The sequence below is a fragment of the Streptomyces clavifer genome (assembly GCF_036345975.1).
GTDB classification, from domain to species: domain Bacteria; phylum Actinomycetota; class Actinomycetes; order Streptomycetales; family Streptomycetaceae; genus Streptomyces; species Streptomyces clavifer.
In genome coordinates, this window is sequence record NZ_CP107793.1 from 2,303,072 (window position 1) to 2,318,562 (window position 15,491).

At 71.0% G+C, this 15,491-nt stretch carries 17 protein-coding genes and 2 pseudogenes; 13 read left to right on the top strand and 6 right to left on the bottom strand.

Annotated elements, in window-relative coordinates; translation table 11 throughout:
* Positions 1 to 43: 43 nt before the first annotated feature.
* Positions 44 to 1,654 carry an MFS transporter gene (locus OG927_RS09920; protein ID WP_124282483.1) on the bottom strand — a complete coding sequence of 537 codons (1,611 nt, stop codon included), beginning with the start codon at positions 1,652 to 1,654 and terminating at the stop codon, positions 44 to 46.
* A gap of 116 nt (positions 1,655 to 1,770) precedes the next feature.
* Here OG927_RS09920 and OG927_RS09925 point away from each other — a divergent pair.
* The 3 genes and pseudogenes from OG927_RS09925 to OG927_RS09935 form a co-directional block, all read left to right on the top strand.
* Positions 1,771 to 2,430 (top strand): annotated as a pseudogene (locus tag OG927_RS09925) (TetR family transcriptional regulator); the annotation flags it as partial.
* 233 nt (positions 2,431 to 2,663) lie between these two features.
* Positions 2,664 to 3,872 (top strand): alpha/beta hydrolase, encoded by a 1,209-nt coding sequence (locus tag OG927_RS09930; RefSeq protein ID WP_330320010.1) that lies wholly within the window; start codon positions 2,664 to 2,666, stop codon positions 3,870 to 3,872.
* A gap of 87 nt (positions 3,873 to 3,959) precedes the next feature.
* Positions 3,960 to 4,883: a DUF4429 domain-containing protein gene (locus OG927_RS09935; protein ID WP_124282481.1), complete on the top strand. Its 924-nt coding sequence runs from the start codon at positions 3,960 to 3,962 to the stop codon at positions 4,881 to 4,883.
* 104 nt (positions 4,884 to 4,987) lie between these two features.
* Here OG927_RS09935 and OG927_RS09940 read toward each other — a convergent pair whose 3' ends face one another.
* Together OG927_RS09940 and OG927_RS09945 are read right to left on the bottom strand one after the other, a co-directional pair.
* Entirely contained in the window at positions 4,988 to 6,004 is a 1,017-nt protein-coding gene (locus OG927_RS09940; protein WP_319099826.1) for an aldo/keto reductase, read from the bottom strand.
* Positions 6,001 to 6,465: a MerR family transcriptional regulator gene (locus OG927_RS09945; RefSeq protein WP_319099825.1), complete on the bottom strand. Its 465-nt coding sequence runs from the start codon at positions 6,463 to 6,465 to the stop codon at positions 6,001 to 6,003. The genes OG927_RS09940 and OG927_RS09945 overlap by 4 nt, the downstream gene beginning before the upstream one ends.
* A 75-nt stretch (positions 6,466 to 6,540) precedes the next feature.
* Here OG927_RS09945 and OG927_RS09950 point away from each other — a divergent pair, with 75 nt between their 5' ends.
* On the top strand, positions 6,541 to 7,362 hold the full coding sequence (locus tag OG927_RS09950; protein ID WP_124282479.1) for a serine hydrolase domain-containing protein: 822 nt from the start codon (positions 6,541 to 6,543) through the stop codon (positions 7,360 to 7,362).
* A 2-nt stretch (positions 7,363 to 7,364) separates the two neighbouring features.
* Here OG927_RS09950 and OG927_RS09955 read toward each other — a convergent pair.
* Positions 7,365 to 7,775: pseudogene (locus OG927_RS09955) on the bottom strand (ATP-binding protein); the annotation flags it as partial.
* An 85-nt stretch (positions 7,776 to 7,860) separates the two neighbouring features.
* Between OG927_RS09955 and OG927_RS09960 the strand changes: the two are divergent.
* Genes OG927_RS09960 through OG927_RS09980 form a run of 5 tightly spaced genes read left to right on the top strand, consistent with a single transcriptional unit; the run spans position 7,861 to position 10,454 of the window.
* The gene (locus OG927_RS09960) at positions 7,861 to 8,709 is read left to right on the top strand and encodes a helix-turn-helix domain-containing protein (RefSeq protein ID WP_209470590.1); all 849 of its coding nucleotides are present in this window, start codon (positions 7,861 to 7,863) and stop codon (positions 8,707 to 8,709) included.
* Entirely contained in the window at positions 8,669 to 8,935 is a 267-nt protein-coding gene (locus tag OG927_RS09965; protein ID WP_015577034.1) for a DUF397 domain-containing protein, read from the top strand. Before OG927_RS09960 ends, OG927_RS09965 begins: the two co-directional genes overlap by 41 nt.
* Positions 8,936 to 8,969: 34 nt before the next feature.
* A complete protein-coding gene (locus tag OG927_RS09970) occupies positions 8,970 to 9,458 on the top strand; it encodes a VOC family protein (RefSeq protein WP_408058055.1) in 489 nt (162 codons plus the stop codon).
* Positions 9,459 to 9,477: 19 nt separating this feature from the next.
* Complete coding sequence (locus OG927_RS09975; RefSeq protein ID WP_330320011.1) at positions 9,478 to 10,002, top strand: HAD domain-containing protein; 525 nt, start codon at positions 9,478 to 9,480, stop codon at positions 10,000 to 10,002.
* Positions 10,003 to 10,052: 50 nt separating this feature from the next.
* On the top strand, positions 10,053 to 10,454 hold the full coding sequence (locus OG927_RS09980; RefSeq protein WP_330320012.1) for a hypothetical protein: 402 nt from the start codon (positions 10,053 to 10,055) through the stop codon (positions 10,452 to 10,454).
* A gap of 13 nt (positions 10,455 to 10,467) precedes the next feature.
* On the opposite strand, the gene OG927_RS09985 is transcribed toward OG927_RS09980, so the two are convergent.
* Positions 10,468 to 10,833 carry a DoxX family protein gene (locus OG927_RS09985; protein WP_056785007.1) on the bottom strand — a complete coding sequence of 122 codons (366 nt, stop codon included), beginning with the start codon at positions 10,831 to 10,833 and terminating at the stop codon, positions 10,468 to 10,470.
* 104 nt (positions 10,834 to 10,937) lie between these two features.
* Between OG927_RS09985 and OG927_RS09990 the strand changes: the two genes are divergently transcribed.
* Positions 10,938 to 11,315: a winged helix-turn-helix transcriptional regulator gene (locus tag OG927_RS09990; protein WP_056785012.1), complete on the top strand. Its 378-nt coding sequence runs from the start codon at positions 10,938 to 10,940 to the stop codon at positions 11,313 to 11,315.
* Positions 11,316 to 11,606: 291 nt separating this feature from the next.
* Complete coding sequence (locus OG927_RS09995) at positions 11,607 to 12,044, top strand: hypothetical protein (protein ID WP_124282475.1); 438 nt, start codon at positions 11,607 to 11,609, stop codon at positions 12,042 to 12,044.
* 496 nt (positions 12,045 to 12,540) lie between these two features.
* On the opposite strand, the gene OG927_RS10000 is transcribed toward OG927_RS09995, so the two are convergent.
* Entirely contained in the window at positions 12,541 to 13,209 is a 669-nt protein-coding gene (locus OG927_RS10000) for a pirin family protein (RefSeq protein ID WP_408058128.1), read from the bottom strand.
* Between the two features lie 130 nt (positions 13,210 to 13,339).
* Between OG927_RS10000 and OG927_RS10005 the strand changes: the two genes are divergently transcribed.
* Together OG927_RS10005 and OG927_RS10010 are read left to right on the top strand one after the other, a co-directional pair.
* Positions 13,340 to 14,479 (top strand): PucR family transcriptional regulator, encoded by a 1,140-nt coding sequence (locus OG927_RS10005; RefSeq protein WP_241191963.1) that lies wholly within the window; start codon positions 13,340 to 13,342, stop codon positions 14,477 to 14,479.
* A gap of 89 nt (positions 14,480 to 14,568) precedes the next feature.
* Positions 14,569 to 15,483: an ACP S-malonyltransferase gene (locus OG927_RS10010; protein WP_056785025.1), complete on the top strand. Its 915-nt coding sequence runs from the start codon at positions 14,569 to 14,571 to the stop codon at positions 15,481 to 15,483.
* Positions 15,484 to 15,491: the final 8 nt, after the last annotated feature.

The window sequence follows — 15,491 nt, forward strand, 5'->3', positions numbered from 1 at the left end:
CGTACGCGCTGTGTTGACGCCTGGGTGCCCGGGGGCGTGCGGGTCAGATGTGACCGGCTCCCGCGCCGGCCTCGGCGTTCGCACCGCGTTTGGTGAGCGTGGCCACCAGTGCGGCGACCACCGCGACGATGCCGGCGACCATGAACGCGGAGCTCATGCCCGACACGAACGTGTCATGGGCGACCCCCGCGATCTTCGCCGCGACCTCCGGCGGGGTGCCGGGCGCCACCGGCGGCATCCCGACCTTGACGGCCGAGGACGCCTGCTCCAACTGCTCGGCGTTCACCGGCGGGAGTTCGGCGGCCTTCCAGTTGTCCTCCAGTCGCGCGTCGACCCGGGAGGCCATGACGGCGCCCAGGACGGCCGTGCCGAGGCTGCCGCCGACCTGCATCGCGGCCTGCTGCAGCCCGCCGGCCACGCCGGAGAGCTCCAGCGGGGCGTTGCCCACGATGACCTCGGTGGCGCCGACCATGACCGGGGCGAGGCCGAAGCCGAGCAGGGCGAACCAGAGCGACATGGTCAGGGTGCCGGTGCCGATCGTCAGCTGCGACATGCCGAACATGGCGACCGCGACGGACACCATGCCGCCGACGAGCGGGACCCGCGGGCCGAACCTGGTGATGGCGGCGCCGGCGAGCGGCGATCCGACGATCATCATTCCGGTCAGCGGCAGCAGGTGCAGACCGCTGTCGACCGGGCTCATGCCGTGGACGTTCTGCAGGTAGAAGGTCACGAAGAACAGGCCGCCCATGAAGGCGAAGGCCATCAGCACCATCAGGACCACACCGGCCGACAGGGGAACGGAGCGGAACATCGCCAGTGGGATGAGCGGCTCGCGGACGTTCTTCTGGGAGAGCGCGAACACGAGGAACAGGACGATCGCGGCGCCCAGGAAGCCAAGGGTCCTGGCATCGCCCCAGCCCCACTCGGAGCCCTTGATGAGCGACCAGACCAGGCAGAACATCGCCTGGGACAGCAGCACGATGCCGCCGATGTCGAAGGACCTGGGCGCGTTCTCGGCGCGGTGGTCCCTGAGGATCACCAGGCCGAAGACCAGCGCGAGCACGCCGACCGGCACGTTGATGAAGAACACGGACTGCCAGCTGACGTGCTCCACGAGGACGCCGCCGAGGATCGGGCCGCCCGCGGTCGAGGCGCCGATCACCATGCCCCAGATGCCGATCGCCATGTTCAGCTTCTCGGCGGGGAAGGTGGCACGGAGCAGGCCGAGCGCCGCCGGCATCAGCAGGGCGCCGAACAGGCCCTGCAGCACCCGGAAGACGATCACCAGCGTCACGCTGTCGGCCAGGCCGATGGCCGCCGAGGCGGCGGCGAATCCCGCGATGCCTATCAGGAAGGTCTGGCGGTGGCCGAAGCGGTCGCCGAGCTTGCCCGCGGTGATCAGGGAGACCGCGAGCGCGAGCATGTAGCCGTTGGTGATCCACTGGACGTCGGCGAGCGAGGCGCCGAGGTCCTGCTGGATGGCGGGGTTGGCGATCGCGACGATCGTGCCGTCGAGGGCCACCATCATCACGCCGATGGCCACGGCGAAGAGCGTCAGCCAGGGATGGCCCCGCAGCCCTTTCACCGGTGCGGGAACGCGGGTGCCTTCGGGCTCCCGCGGCGCCTTCTCGACAGTGGTCTGACTAGTCATGCGCTGGAGATTAGTGTCAGTGACTGACAGTCGACCAACCATTTCACAAGACGGTAACTGTCATGTAGCTCACAGGTAGGCTGAGTCGGACGAAGCGGCGGAAAGAGGTCCCCCACGTGACGTGCAGGCAGACAACCGGGGCCCCTGCGCCGGGCGCCCCGGCCGGTTTGCGTGAACGCAGGAAGCAGCGCACCCGTGAGGCCCTGCTGCACACCGCTCTCGAACTCTTCACCACCCAGGGCTACGACCGGACGACGGTCGACGAGATCGTCGAGGCGGTCGAGGTGTCCCAGCGCACCTTCTTCCGCTATTTCGCCACCAAGGAGGCGGCCGCCTTCGCCACCCGGGAGGCGGTCGAGCTGAGCTTCCTCGCGGAGCTGCGCCGGCGTCCCGCGGCGGAGCCCCCCTTCGAGGCCATGCGCCGTGCCGCACTGAGCGCCTGGGACAGCATCGCCGACACCCCCGGGGGCACCATCACGGTCGCGCTCCGGATGCGGACGTACCGGATGATCGAGTCCACCCCCGCACTGCTCGCGGCCGACATACGGCGCAGCATCGAGCTGGAGCGCCAGGTCACCCAGGTGGTGGCGGAGCGTGAAGGGCTGGACCCGGAGACGGATCTGCGGCCCCGGGTGGCCGTCGCCGCGTTCTCCGGGGTGATGCGGCTGGCCGGACAGCGGTGGGGACAGCGCCGGGACGCAGACGTGGAAGCGCTGCACCGTCTGACCGAAGTCCACCTGGACCACCTCGGGCCTGCGCTCTCCGGGAGCTGGCGCACCGTTCCGGCGGACCGCGCGGCTGTGCCGCACGCCTCACCCGCCGGCCATGGCCGAACTCACAGCACCTCCGCTTCGAAGCACGTTTCCCGTACCGAACGGGCTCTCGACGCGCCGGAGCGTGCGCGGAACGGCCACGGATCGTGACGATTTCGCGCCCAATTCCCCGCGCTCGGGTGATCCGGGTCACCCCCGCACCGCCGGCCTGAACGCGTCTCCTAGGGTGGGGCGCAGTGACCTCCTTCGATTCCTCTCCCACACTCACCGCTTGGCGCGCCCTGCTCGCCGTGGCGGTCGTGTTCGTCATGCTCGCGACCACCGGGTGGACCGCCGTTCGTCATCAGCAGTCCGCAGCGCCGCGCGAGATCGCGCTCGCCGCCTGGGCGAGGGACCGGATAGCCGGCCACTCGCTCCCGGACACCGACGCTCCGGCCTACCGCCTGGCGCACTTCTTCGCGACGCTCACCGCGGGCCAGCAGGTCGCACTCGCCGACAAGTACCCGCTCGTGGTGGGGAATCTGAACGGGGTCCCGGTCACCCTGCGGTACCGCGCCAACCGCCACGCCCTGGCGCTGGCAACGACCGCCGAACAGCAGCGCGCGCAGGACGTCGGACTCTCGCCCGACGGCCGCCACCAGGCACTGCTCCGCCTCGAACGCTTCAGATCGCTGCTCGCCGGTGACCGGCAGATCCTCGCCTTCGACCCGTCGGGCAGGGGTCACGCGGCCGAGGTCTTCGGCGACCTCGACCGGGCCCGGAGGGTCTCGGTCGTCGTCCCCGGGGTCGACACGAGTCTGCTCACGATGGAGCGCACCGGCCGAAAGAAGAACACGGCACCGGTGGGCATGGCGCAGTCGCTGTACGCCGCCGAGCGCGCGGTCGCCGGATCCCGTACGGCGGTCATCGCCTGGGCCGACTACACGGCGCCCGCCGGGATCGGCATGGACGCCGCTCTGGGCAGGCTCGCGGCGGAAGGAGCGGTGCGGCTGAACTCGCTGGTGGGCTCGTTGCCCGGCACCTCGTCCGTCTCGCTGTTCTGCCACAGCTACGGTTCCGTGCTGTGCGGCGTGGCGGCCCGTGAGCTGCCGTCGCGGGTGTCCGACATCGCGGTCGCGGGCAGTCCGGGCATGCGGGCGGACAGTGCGGCGGGACTGCACACCCGGGCCCGGGTGTGGGCGATGCGGGACGGTGACGACTGGATCGAGGACGTGCCGAACATGGCGGTCGGCGGCCTCGGTCACGGTGCCGATCCGGTCGAGCCCGGCTTCGGCGCGCGGATCGTGTCGGCGAGCGGCGCGGTCGGGCACAGCGGTTACTTCGAGCCGGGGACGACAAGCCTCAGCAACTTCGCCGCCATCGGCGTGGGGGCCTACGACTCGGTCAGCTGCTCGAGCGCCGACCACGCGTGCCACCGCGACATCTCCGGCGAGCCGGGTGCCTGACGCGCGTAGAGGGCCGCGGAGGGGATTGCCGGTTTCCGACCGTACCGAGGGGGGACGCGCGGACCTGTGCCGCATACGATGAGGCACATGGGTGATGTGCTGGCGGGAATTCATGCCACCTGGGAGTTCGACACCGACTCCGTGCTCATCCGCTTCGAACGGGGGATCCGCACGCCGAGGCTCTTTCTGAGCCTGCGTGAACGCCGCATTCCGTACGCGGCGTTGTCATCGGTGGCGCTGACCCCGGGCAAGCGGGGCACGGTGGTCCTGCACGCGGTGCCGAGACCCGGTGCCGATCCGCTGCTGGAGGCCGCGGCCGGGCAGCTGAAGGAGGGCTGCGATCCGTACCGCCTGGTCCTGCCGACGGAGCGCGGGACGCTCGCCGGGCACTACGCCGACGAGCTGGGGGGCGTGCTCGGACCCGACGCGTCCCTGCCCGCCGAGCGTTTCCTGGTCACGGCTCCCGAGGCACCGATGCATTTCAAGGCCTACGACGGACGGGCCGGCTTCGACGGGCGCAGGGTCTCCTTCCGGTGGTCCCGGACAGGGGCGTCGAGCGCCAAGTGGAAGGCGGGCGACCAGACGTTTCCCGTGACGGAGCTGGCCGGGATCGAGTGGCGCTCCCCCGATGCCCCGGAGGGGTACCTCCGGCTGCTGCCGCGCGGCGGCGCGTCGGACTCCGAGGTCGGCGGTCCCGCCCCGGACCCGGCACCCGGTGCGGGGCAGACCCTGGCGCGCGCCCGGCCGGACCAGGATCCGGCCGCTGTCGTGTTCGGGCTCGGCTACGGGCCGGTGCACGAGTCACTGCCGTTCGCCGCCGCGGTCCTGGAGTCCGTCCGCCGGACCCAGTCGGTGCCCGTGGCGAGCGTTCCCGTACCGGTGGGCGGCGCGCGGCGCGACCCGGCGGACATCGCCGAACGTATCCGGCACCTCGGCGACCTGCGCGAGGCCGGCCTGGTGACGGACGACGAGTTCAGCGCGAAGAAGGCGGAGCTGCTCGCCGAGCTGTGAAGCGACGGCTGCGGGCGCCCGGCCCCCTACCCCGGTACGGGGCCGGGGGCCGTGGTCCACCCCCGGGTATGACACCGCCGGTCACGTGACGGGCCTCCGGGCCCCTACTCGCGCGCGGTGGCCGTGCTGCTCATGTCCGGGTAGCGGTCGCCCGCCACCCGCGCCGCGATGGGCTCCAGCGACCGAAGTTCCTGCTCGGTCAGCGTCAGCCGGGTCGCGCCCACGTTCTCCAGCAGGCGGCTGCGCCTGCGCGTGCCCGGGATCGGTACCACGGTCAGGCCGTGCACCTGCGACCGCTGCTGCACCCAGGCCAGGGCGACCTGCGCGGCCGTCGCCCCGTGCGCCGCCGCGATCTTGTGCACCGGCTCCAGCAGGGCGGCGTTGGTCTTCGCGTTCTCGCCGGTGAAGCGGGGCTGGTGCGCACGGAAGTCGTCCTTCGCCAGGTCCTTCGCCGCGTCCGCGAACGCACCGGTGAGGAACCCGCGGCCGAGCGGGGAGTACGGCACGAGCGTCACCCCGAGCTCGGCGGCGGCGGGCACGGCACTGCGCTCCACGTCCCGGCTGAAGAGCGACCACTCGGACTGCAGGGCCGCGATCGGGTGCACGGCGTGCGCCTCACGGAGCTCGGCCCCGGTCACCTCGCTCAGCCCGAGCTGCCTGACCTTGCCCTGCCGCACCAGCTCGGCCATCGCTCCCACCGATTCGGCGAACGGGACGAGCGGGTCGCGGCGGTGCATGTAGTAGAGGTCGATGACGTCGGTGCCCAGCCGGCGCAGACTGGCCTCGACGGCCGCGCGGATGTACGCGGGATCGTTGCGTACGCCGCGGTAGTGCGGGTCGTCGGTCCGCTCGATGGCGAACTTCGTCGCCAGCGTGATCTGGTCGCGGTGCGCGCCCACGAACGGTGCGAGGAACGACTCGTTGGCGCCGCGGCCGTAGACGTCGGCGGTGTCGAAGAGGGTGACACCCGCTTCCAGCGCCGCCTCCAGGGTGTCCCGGGCGGCCGCCTCGTCGGTGTCCCCGTAGAACTCGCTGATTCCCATGCAGCCGAGCCCCTGCACGCCGACCTGCGGGCCTCCGGTGCCGAGCTCCGCTGTCGCGATCTTTCCGGTGTCGCTCATGGCGTCAGGCCCTTTCCGGCGCCGGGCGGGCGCCGTCCATAAAAGTCGATCTTGTGGTCGAGCACGGCCAGGGTCCCTTGGAGTTCGGCGATCCGTGTCTTCACGTCGCGCCGGGTGGTCTCCAGCAGTTCCTGCCGTTCCCCGTAGGTGTGGTCGCCCTCGCGGAGCAGTTCGGCGTACCTGACCATGTCGGCGACCGGCATTCCGGTCAGCCTCAGCTTCCCGACGAAGGCCAGCCAGTCCAGGTCGCGGTTGCTGAACCGCCGCTGACCCGTGTGGGAGCGGTCGATGTGCGGCATCAGCCCGATCCGCTCGTACCAGCGCAGCGTGTGGGCGGTGAGTCCGCTGAACGCGACGACCTCGCTGATGGTGTAGCGGTCCTGCCCCTCGGGGCGCGGATGCGCCTTCTGCGCAGAGGCGCAGGTATCCGTCCGTGCGGAAGTGCTCTCCATCACCGTCATCCCTCCACGCTAGAACCTTGGAGTGCACTCGAAGCAAGCGCGAACGGGTGGCGTTCTCGGTTTAGGCTCGTACGCATGCAGAGCCTGGCGATGATCGAGAACTGGCCCGTCCCCACCGCGGCAGCCGCCGTCGTCACCGCGGACGGCACGCTCCTGGGTGCCCATGGTCCCACCGCGTACCGCTTCCCGCTGGCCTCGGTGACCAAGCCGCTCGCCGCCTACGCGGCGCTGGTCGCCTACGAGGAGGGCGCCGTCGAGCTGGACGAACCGGCAGGCCCCGAGGGCTCGACCGTCCGCCACCTCCTCGCGCACACCAGTGGTCTCGCCTTCGACGAGCACCGGGTCACGGCGCCTGCCGGCACCCGCAGGCTGTACTCCAACGCGGGCTTCGAGGTGCTGGGCGACCACATCGCGAAGGCCACGGAGATCCCGTTCCCCGAATACGTCCGCCAAGCGGTCCTCGAGCCCCTGGGCATGACCTCGACGGCGCTGGAGGGCTCACCGGCCAAGGACGGCGTCTCCACCGTGGACGATCTGGTGCGCTTCGCCGCGGAGGTACAGGCCCCGCGGCTCCTCGACCCGCGTACGGTCCTGGAGGCCCAGACCGTCGTCCACCCGGGGCTCAAGGGCGTGCTCCCCGGCTACGGTCACCAGAACCCCAACGACTGGGGGCTCGGCTTCGAGATCCGTGACTCCAAGTCGCCGCACTGGACGGGGCTTTCGTCCTCCCCCGCCACCTTCGGCCACTTCGGCCAGTCCGGCACGTTCCTGTGGATCGACCCGGCGGCGGGCGCGGCCTGCGTCGCGTTGACGGACCGGGCCTTCGGACCGTGGGCGGCCGAGGTCTGGACGCCTTTCACCGACGCGGTACTGGCGGAGCTCGGCGCCTCCCGCTGACCGCACTCGAACCAGACCGTCTTCCCCCGGCCGTCACCACGCACCTCGACACCCCAGCCGTCGGTGACGGCCTCCACCAGCAGTAGTCCCCGCCCGCCCTCATCGAGCGCGTCCCCCGCGACCGCACGGGGCAGGCGGGGCGACGCGTCGGAGATCTCGACCCGCACACCCCGGCCCGGGAGCCGGATGATCAGCGTCTGGCAGCGGCGGCCGGGCACATGCCGTACGACATTGGCGACGAGCTCGGTGAGGGCCAGCTCCGCCGCGTCCGCCACGTCGAGCATGCCCCAGCCGGTGAGGTAGAGCCGCAGGATGCGCCGCAGATGGCGGGCGGAGTGCTCCCCCAGCGCGAACTCGGCACGGTAGGCCGCGCCCTCGGCGTCACCGGTCCGGGTATCGGATACGTGATTCATGTCACCAGAGTGCAGTGCGCTGATTACTCTCGGCCACGACCTGAAACGAACGCCGCCAGGCGTTGAAGCGAGAGGCACTCCCGCCGTGGCCAACGTGCAGTCACTCGACCCCAGCGCCTCCCCACTGGACTACTACGGCTGGGAACTGCGCCGCCAGCGGGAGGCCCACGGCCTGCGGCAGGGCCAGCTCGGCGAGATCATCTTCTGTACGGGCTCACTGATCGGCCAGATCGAGACGACGAAGAAGGTCCCGACCCGCGACTTCTCGGAGCGCCTGGACGCGGCGCTCGGCACGGACGGGGTCTTCTCCCGGCTGGTCGGCCTGGTCCTGCGGAGCCAACTGCCGACGTGGTTCCAGGCGTACGCGGACATGGAGGCGCGGGCGACGTACATCTCCACTTACCAGGCGCAGTTGGTGTACGGGCTGCTGCAGACGGAGGAGTACGCGCGGGCGGTGCTGGCCACGGGTATGCCGGACGACCTGGAAGGGCTCGTCGCGGCTCGGATGGAGCGCCAGCGCATCCTGGAGCGCGAACAGCCACCGCTGGCCTGGGCGATCCTGGACGAGGCGGTGCTGCACCGGCCGATCGGCGGCCGCGAGGTCATGCGGAACCAACTGGCCCGTCTGTTGGAGTTCACGAGGCACCGGTGGATGCGGATTCAGGTGCTGCCGTTCATGGCTGGTGAACACTCAAGCCTGGATGGACCGTTCAACCTGCTGCGCTTCGACAACGACCCGGACCTGATTTACACGGAAGACCTCATCTCCGGCCACATGACCGCGAACCCCGAGACCATCAGGGAGGCCGCCCGCCGCTACGCTCATTTGCAGGCCGCAGCCCTCTCCGTCGAGGACTCCGCGGCACTGATCACCCGTGTGATGGAGGAGCGTTATGGCGACCGGTCCGAACCTGAAGAGCGCGGTGTGGCGTAAGTCCAGCTACAGCGGGAGTACCGGCGGCGACTGCGTCGAGTGCACCGTCACCGGCAGCGCGACCTGGCGCAAGTCCTCGTACAGCGGAAACACCGGCGGCGACTGTGTCGAGGTAGCCGACGGCTGTGCCGCCTCCGTCCCCGTCCGGGACAGCAAGGACCCGGCCGGCCCCGTTCTCGTCATGAGCGCGGGCGCCTGGCAGGCCTTCGTGGACGGGCTCCGCTGACCACCAGGCCCCACTAGGACAGAAACAGACCTGCATGCGGGGCACTCTCCTCCCGACGACACCGATCGACGAAGCAGCACCCGTGCTGCGAGGTCTCACCACCGTCAGGTTCCACGCCTCGGACCTGTCGGCCGCCAAGCGGTGGTACATCGAACTGCTGGGCGTGGAGCCATACTTCGAACGCCCTGGTTACGTGGAGTTCCGCATCGGGGACTACCGGCACGAACTGGGCCTGGTCGACAGCGCCTTTGTCCAGAACCTGGGGAAGCACGGCGGGACCGGCGCCGGTCCGTCCGGTGCCGTCGTGTACTGGCATGTCGATGACGTCCACGCGGCGGTGGAGCGGGCGACGGGCCTCGGGGCCGAGATCAACGAAACGGTAAGGGAGTTCGGCGAGGGTTTCGTCGGCGCCTCGGTCCTGGATCCTTTCGGGAACGTCCTCGGGCTCATGCAGAACCAGCACTACCTGGAGGTCCTCGCCACACGGACGACCGAGGCCGTTCCGCACGGCGCACAGGGCTGAGCGGCGTTACCGTGCAGGCGTGACCGGTTCTCCTCAGCCCCTCCTCTTCCTCGACGTCGACGGCCCGCTCATCCCCTTCGGCGCGACCCGGGAGCAGCTCCCGGACGGCTATCCGGTCTTCGGCGCGGGGCGCGGGCCCGGAGGCGCCGAAGCGAACCCGCTGGTCACCAGGGCCGACCCGGCCCATGGGCCCCGGCTGCTGGCGTTGCCGTGCGAGCTCGTGTGGGCCACGACGTGGATGTCGGAAGCGAACGCCTACCTCACACCGTGGCTCGGGCTGCCGGAGCTGCCGGTGGTGAGCTGGCCGGATCCGCCTCTCGTCGAGGGCCCGCGCGGGCTGCACTGGAAGACCCCGGGAATCGTCGGGTGGGCCTGCGGGCGCCCCTTCGTCTGGGTCGACGACGAGATCACGGACATGGACCGGCACTGGGTGGAAGCACACCACCCGGAGCCGGCGCTCCTCCATCGCGTCGAGGGGTGGCGGGGGCTCACCGGGGCGGACTTCGCCGTCCTGGACGCGTGGCTGCGGCGCTTCGCATCCTGATCCCGCCCGGCAGACCCCGCGGGGATCGGGCACCTATAGATTCGGCCGCTATGCGCTCACGAGAGTTCGAACTCGACTTCCGCGACAAGGCCACGAAGACCCGCACCTGGGGCGTCGTCCTTCTGTCGCTGGCCGCCGTCCTCTGGGTCTGGTGCGCCGTGCTGCTGACGACGTCGTACCAGGCGGACAGGAAGCCGGACGACAAGTATCCGGACGACTGCGAGTCCCGGCTGTTCACGGACCGCGGCACCGCCAACGAGGGTGAACTGCACGGAGATTACTGCGCGCAGGAACGGGACTGGCCGGAGGTCCTGGCCGTGCTCGGGATGTCCGTCCCGGTCTCGGTGGCCGGCGGGACTCTCTTCGCCATGGGCACCGTGTCGCGCCGGATCAGTTCGTACGGTCAGGCGATACGCGAACTGGACAGGCGGGGGGAACGCCCGAAGGCCTGAGGCACCGGCGCGGTCAGAGCCAGACCGTGGCCAGCCATGTGGTCGCCGCGGCCCACACCAGCAGGACGACGTTGAGCCCGATCACCCGCGCCTCGCCGCGGGACAGGTGCAGGGCCAGGCCGCCGATCTGCACCAGTGCCAGGCCGATCGCGGCGGCGACGGCGAGCACGACCGCGATGCCGGTGAGCGGCGGCAGGACGAGACCCAGCGCACCGAGGACCTCGACGACCCCGATCGCCCTGACCAGCGGCATGGGCGTCCGGTCGACCCAGCCCATCATGGGCCGGAGCTGGTCCTGGCTCCGCAGGACCTTCATGCCGCCCGAGTAGACGTAGAACAGGGCCAGGAGTCCGGCGACGATCCAGTACGCGAGTTGCATGGGGATACCTCCATTGGTTACGAACCGTAAGTTGCCTCATCATGGGTGACCGTCGGGAGGCCTACAAAAGGCACACGGTTGTGAGCTACGCACAAGGAGCTGTCGTGGAGCAGTACGAACACACCTGCATGATCCGGGGGGACGGCGGCAGGGCGATCCGGGCGATCCTGGACCGGATCTGCGACAAGTGGACGATGCTGATCGTGGCGACGCTGGAGCAGGGGCGCATGCGCTTCTCCCACCTGCAGCAGCACATCCCGGGCATCTCGCAGCGGATGCTCACGCTGACCCTGCGCAACCTCGAACGGGACGGGCTGGTCTCCCGCACGGTCTACGCGGAGGTCCCGCCCCGCGTCGAGTACGCGCTCACGCCCCAGGGGGAGAGCCTGATCCCGCCCGCTCTGACACTCGCCCGCTGGGCCATCGAGCACAACGGCGAGATCCAGGCCAGCAGGGACGCGTACGACGCCCGGAGCAAGTGATCCAGTAGCAGGCCGGCCCCGCACCGCCGGAACGGGCCTCGGGGATCCGAAGTCGGTCATGCCGGACCGACGGAAGGACGGGAGGACGGGAGGAGCGGCCCCTCCACCGCCCTCCGTCCCGGCCCTCACCGCCCGCTGCCTCCCCGTCCCGGATGACGTCGCGTCGCCGAATCCGCGCCCGGCCGCGTCCGTCGGGCATCGGATCGTGGGTGACCGTCCGTAGTTCCCTCATTTGCCGTGCCTGGCCGGGTGATTCCTGGCAGCATCCGCACGACCGAACAAGGGGGCTACATGCATATCCGTGTCCGTTTACTCGCCACCGCCGTCGTCACCGGGGTGCTGCTCGTCGGCTGTGGCTCGTCCCCGGGCGAAGATCTGGAGGGCTGGTACTCCTCCGGGGGCGAGAAGAGCATCAGGGCACTCTCCGACACCTCCGGCCGCGTCAACGAGGTGAGTGTGCGCCCGATGGACGTCTGGGGCGCCGCCTGCAAGGAGCTGCTGACGAAGGTGGGCGAGGCCCAGGAGCTCGACGCCATCCCGAGCGAGAACGCCAAGGGATTCTGGAAGGAAGCCCTGACGGCCTTCGAGGACGGAGGCAACGAATGCGTCGCCGGAGCCGACGCGGACAACCAGCCCCGGGCCTCCGCGGGCATACGCGAGGTACAGAAGGGGATCAGCCGCCTGGCTTCCACGACGTCCATGATCGCGAGCGACCTGAAGGCCGGGTGACCCGGCCGGGAAGGCCGTCGTCGGGCGGCCTTCCCGGCGGGGTCCCATGAGTACTACGCGAGGGCCGGGCGGGCCGCAGCGGCGGCCGGCTCGTGCGGAGGGGGCCACCACGGCGTGAGAGGCGGCCGAGAGGGCTCCTGCCACGGCGAGCAGCGGCCAGTCCGTGGCCGGCGCGGCGGCGAAGGCGAGCGTGAGCGTGGCGACCGCCATGGTGACGCCGGTCGTCGGGCCGGCCCGGACGACCATCAGGGGCAGCCGCCGGGCCAGTACACCGGTGGCCGCCGCCGTCGAAGCGGCCGGCAGCGCGGCGACGACGGCCACGCCTGCCAGGCACACCGCGAACAACTGGGCCACACGGTCCAGTTGCCGGACCGGGCCGACGGAACCGGACGTCCGGGCCGGCTACCAGCAGGAGGGCAGGAAGGGCGCCGCGAGGACGACCGCCGAACCGGCTGCCCACGACTCGCGCCCCGGACGCGCGCCCCCGCCGGACACCTCACACCGCGCCGAGCTCCCACATCAGGACTTCGGCGTCCCGCAGGGCCAGCAGCTCCAGGCCGTCGGCCTCCGTGATCCGGGCCGAGTCCCCCTCCCCCAGCAGTTCCCCGTCGAGCCGCACCTCGCCCCGCACGACGTGGACGTAGACGCCCGCGGCGTCCGGCACCGCGGTGCGTTCCCCCGCGGCCTGCCGGCGGACGTGGAGCATCGCGCCCGCCTCCGGAAGGGCGTACGGCGTGGAGTCGGCGATCCCCGCGACGTGCGTGTACGAGGGCTCGCCGCCGGGCGTCAGCGGGGCCAGCCACATCTGAATGAACGTCAGCGGGTGCTCGCCGTCGTTCCTTTCGACATGCCGTACCCCCGCCGCCGAGCCGAGGTGCTGGACGTCCCCGGCGCGCACGACGGTGGCGTGGCCCGCCGAGTCCCGGTGGGTGAGCTCGCCCTCGACCACCCAGGTGACGATCTCGGTGTGGCTGTGCGGATGCTCGTCGAAACCGGCGCCCGGGGCGAGACGCTCCTCGTTGCAGGCCAGGACCGGCCCGAAGCGCAGATTGCCGGGGTCGTAGAAGCGACCGAAGGAGAATGCGTGCAGCGTCTCGATGCCCGCGGAGACACCCGGGGCCGGGTCTCCACCGCGGAAGCGGTCGCCGGAGCGGCGTACGTCCATCACAGGTCCACGGTAGCCCCGTCCGCCCCTCCCCTCCGTGCACCTGCCCCGATAAGGCAGTCTTGTCTCCGTGCCCCGACCCGATCCTGAGCAGTCCGCCTCGAACGCCGCCCACCTCCACGCCGCGACCATGAAGAGGCTGGAGCAGTCCTCCGGCCGTCTGGCCGCGAACGCCATCGCCCGCATGGACGAGACGCTGTCGTGGTACCGGGCGATGCCACCGGAGAACCGGTCCTGGATCGGCCTGGTGGCCCAGGCCGGTATCGCCGCGTTCACCGAGTGGTTCCGGCATCCGGAGACCCCGCAGGCCATCTCCACCGATGTGTTCGGTACGGCTCCGCGCGAGCTGACCCGGGCCATCACCCTGCGGCAGACCGTGGAGATGGTGCGCACCACGATCGAGGTCATGGAAGCCGCCATCGACGAGGTGGCGGCCCCCGGTGACGAATCGGTGCTGCGCGAGGCTCTGCTCGTCTACGCCCGCGAGATCGCCTTCGCGACCGCCCAGGTCTACGCCCAGGCAGCCGAGGCCCGCGGGGCGTGGGACGCGCGGCTGGAGTCCCTCGTGGTGAACGCGGTGCTGTCCGGCGAGGCGGACGAGGGTGCCGTGTCACGGGCCGCGGCGCTCGGCTGGAACTCTCCCGAACACGTGTGCGTCGTCCTCGGCACCGCTCCGGACGGTGACAGCGAGCTCACCGTCGAGGCGATCCGGCGGGCGGCCAGGCACGCGAAGCTCCAGGTGCTGACCGGGGTGCTCGGCCACCGGCTGGTCGTCATCGCCGGCGGCAGCGACAACCCGCTGAACGTGGCGAAGTCCCTGATCGGCCCGTACGCCGCCGGTCCCGTCGTCGCCGGGCCGGTGGTCCCCGACCTGCTGGCGGCCACCCGCTCCGCACAGGCCGCCGCGGCCGGGCTCAAGGCGTGCTCGGCGTGGCAGGACGCTCCGCGCCCCGTCCTGTCGGACGATCTCCTTCCGGAACGTGCGATGGCCGGAGACCCAGCCGCGCGCGACCAACTGGTGGAGGAGATCTACAGACCGCTCGAAGAAGCCGGTTCGGCACTGCTGGAGACGCTGAGTGTCTATCTGGAACAGGCGAGCAGCCTGGAGGGCGCGGCCCGGATGCTGTTCGTGCACCCCAATACCGTGCGCTACCGGCTGCGACGTGTGACCGACGTCACCGGCTGGTCACCCTCCGATGTCCGCTCCGCGTTCACCCTGCGGATCGCCCTCATCCTGGGGCGCTTGGCTGCCGGAGATACTCAGTCCTAGACTTTTGTCGGACTTCAACAATTCCCCTGACGGTTCTTCGTCCCTGTCCCCACGGGCGTACGGAGCCGTCCACAAGAGAGAGTGTGAGGGTGCTCGTACTCGTCGCTCCCGGCCAAGGCGCTCAGACGCCCGGCTTCCTGACTCCCTGGCTCGAACTCCCCGGCGCCGCCGACCGCATCGCCGGCTGGTCCGACGCCATCGGGCTCGACCTTGCCCACTACGGCACGAAGGCCGACGCGGACGAGATCCGCGACACGGCGGTGGCCCAGCCGCTGCTGGTCGCCGCAGGTCTCCTGTCGGCCGCCGCCCTGGACGCCTCGCCCGGCGTCGTCGCGGGCCACAGCGTCGGTGAGATCACCGCCGCAGCGCTCGCCGGCGTCATCGACGACGAAGCGGCACTCCGTTTCGTCCGCACCCGGGGGCTCGGCATGGCCGAGGCCGCCGCGGTCACCGAGACGGGTATGGCCGCGCTCCTCGGCGGGGACCCCGACGTCACGGTCGCCCACCTGGAGAAGCTGGGGCTCACCCCGGCCAACGTCAACGGCGGCGGCCAGATCGTCGCCGCGGGCACCGCGGAGCAGATCGCCGCGCTGACCGAGGACATGCCCGAGGGCGTGCGCCGTGTCGTGGCACTCAAGGTGGCGGGCGCGTTCCACACGCACCACATGGCTCCGGCCGTGGAGAAGCTGCGTACCGCGGCCGCCGGCCTGACGGTCGCCGACCCCGCGGTGACGTACGTGTCGAACGCCGACGGCAGGACGGTCGCCACCGGCGCCGAGGTCATCTCGCGGCTCGTCGGCCAGGTCGCCAACCCGGTCCGCTGGGACCTGTGCATGGAGACCTTCAAGGAGCTCGGGGTCACGGCCATCGTCGAGGCCGCCCCCGGCGGGACACTGGTGGGGCTCGCCAAGCGCGCGCTGCCCGGTGTGAAGACCCTCGCGCTCAAGACCCCCGACGACCTCGACGCCGCCCGCGCGCTCATCTCCGAGCACGCCGGCGCCTAAGGAGCCCG